This is a genomic window from Chrysiogenia bacterium (genome assembly GCA_020434085.1).
Lineage (GTDB): Bacteria > JAGRBM01 > JAGRBM01 > JAGRBM01 > JAGRBM01 > JAGRBM01.
This window is the reverse complement of record JAGRBM010000575.1, coordinates 1-1,919: the sequence shown is the minus strand read 5'-3', so window position 1 is coordinate 1,919 and position 1,919 is coordinate 1. Positions and strand designations below refer to the sequence as shown.

Annotated in this window: 3 protein-coding genes; all 3 read right to left on the bottom strand. The window is 65.1% G+C overall.

Features of this window, described 5'->3' with window-relative positions; all coding sequences use genetic code 11:
* Positions 1-163: 163 nt before the first annotated feature.
* A complete protein-coding gene (locus KDH09_18945; GenBank protein ID MCB0221782.1) occupies positions 164-1,039 on the bottom strand; it encodes a TIGR02452 family protein in 876 nt (291 codons plus the stop codon).
* A gap of 98 nt (positions 1,040-1,137) precedes the next feature.
* Positions 1,138-1,713 (bottom strand): GNAT family N-acetyltransferase, encoded by a 576-nt coding sequence (locus tag KDH09_18940; protein ID MCB0221781.1) that lies wholly within the window; start codon positions 1,711-1,713, stop codon positions 1,138-1,140.
* A gap of 3 nt (positions 1,714-1,716) precedes the next feature.
* A partial coding sequence (locus tag KDH09_18935; protein ID MCB0221780.1) for an SAM-dependent methyltransferase occupies positions 1,717-1,919 on the bottom strand: 203 nt, incomplete at its 5' end.

Below are 1,919 nucleotides of genomic sequence, written 5' to 3'. Positions count from 1 at the left end.
GCAAAGGGGGCGCGAAGAAGGGCAGAGTTTTGGGGGCAGAAAGATAGCCGCGAAGACGCCAAGGCGCAAAGGGGGCGCGAAGAAGGGCAGAGTTTTGGGGGCAGAAAGATAGCCGCGAAGACGCGAAGGGGGCGCGAAGGGAAGCGGGAAAGCGAGCGCGAAATCAGGAGGATCGGTCACTGCGGGTGGCCGGTCCGGTTTCGGAAAAACGTTCGGCGAAGGCCAGATAGTTTGTCTGGTCTTCGCCGGAGCTCAATACGGAGAAGCGCAGGTGCGCAAACCTGCCGAAGTATGCACCGCCCGGCAGCAACAATTCTCCAAAGACCCCAGACACAACTTCCGGATCATTGCGAAAGACACCGCAGCCCCATGCACCAAGCAGCAGGGCATCACACCCCTGATCGCAGGCCAGCGCCAGTAGTTTGCCGGCGCGCTGTTTGAGGATAGCGGGTAGGCCGGCGCGGGAGCTGCGCCTGGAGAGCGCGCCGGCATTGGGCGCCGCGCTCGTGATGAAGTCGACGGCATAGGGCGCGCTCATCAGCGCGCCGCTATCATCGCGAAAGACCGGGCAGCCAGGCGAGTAAATCATGCGGTCGGAATAGCGAGGATCGCGCAGGCGCCGGTGCGCGACATAGAATTCAGAAACCTGGGAAAGCGAGGCAAAGAGCGCAGAGCTGCGCGCCAGGCTCTCCTCCTGCGCGGCGGCCCCGTTTAGGAAACCGCCGCCGGGTCTGCGCGCTGAAGCGAAGTTCAGCACGCCCACGCGCTGGAAGCGCCGGACCCGCGCAAGCTCGGCGGCGCCGGCCAGCGTGCTTTCGTTGAAAACTTCAACCGTGGTCCCTGCCCGCTTCGGCGCCCTGCCAAGAACCTGGCTCTCAAGCTGTGCCAGTTCGTCGGGCTGCCACTCACGCGTCCCTGCATTGCAGCGATCGATTGCCGCTGTCAGATCAACTCGCGCACCGGACGGCAGATCGTAGGCGCCGACGCGCAGTATCTCCATCGTCTCTTGGGCAATAGTCGCCAGTGCGGAACGATCCATTCGAGCCTCTCGACGCCAGCCGTGCAGGCCTTGCATGCCCAGGGAATCACCACTGCACATTCAATGACACATGGGACAAGGGCAGCGCTGTACCATGTTTACTCGCTACGCCAAGCTTCCGGGGTGTAAGGCCAGCCCAGTTCCAAAGAGAGCGCACGCCAGCGCTGCGCCATCTCCGGCGCGTAGAGGAAGGGCACGTATCCCAGCTTGAAGTAGCTCTTGATCGCCGCCAGCCGCCAGTGCTCGGTGTAGAGGTGGACGTTGCGATAGCCGGCGGCCAGCAGCCTTACCGTGACCGCGGCCGAGACCGCCAGGCCGAGCCCCTGCCCCGTGTGCGCGGGGTCCGCCGCCACCCAGCCCAACTCGCCGCCAAAGGGATGATCGTCCGAGTGGTCGTGCAGCCCCATGGCTGTGGCGACGATTGTGTCGCTGGCCGTGTGCACCGCCATGAACCAGCTCCCCGGCGGGATGCGGGCGATCCACGGGCGCAACCGTTCGTCGTCCCAGCCGGGCCAGCCGGCCAGCGCCATCACCTCGTAGAAGCGCGGCTCGTCCCCCGGACGGTAGGTGCGCAGGTGATAGCCCGGCGCCACGCGCACCACCGGCGGCTGGTCGAGCAGGTGGTCGGGCCACACCATCTGTAGCTGGAGATAGGGCTCGCTCTCGGCCGCCATCGCTCACTCCTTGCGTGCTTCGATCAGATACTTGCGCGCTGTGAAGCGCAGTTCCCCGTCGGCATCCAGACGATCTTGCAGTGCGAACAGCGTGTCACGCTGCGTGGCAACACTGAAGCCCGGCACCAGCCACGGCACGGCCTTGAGGTAGTAGACGAGCGCGCCGACGTCCAGGAAGCGCAGACTGCCCTGCCAATCCTGCACGT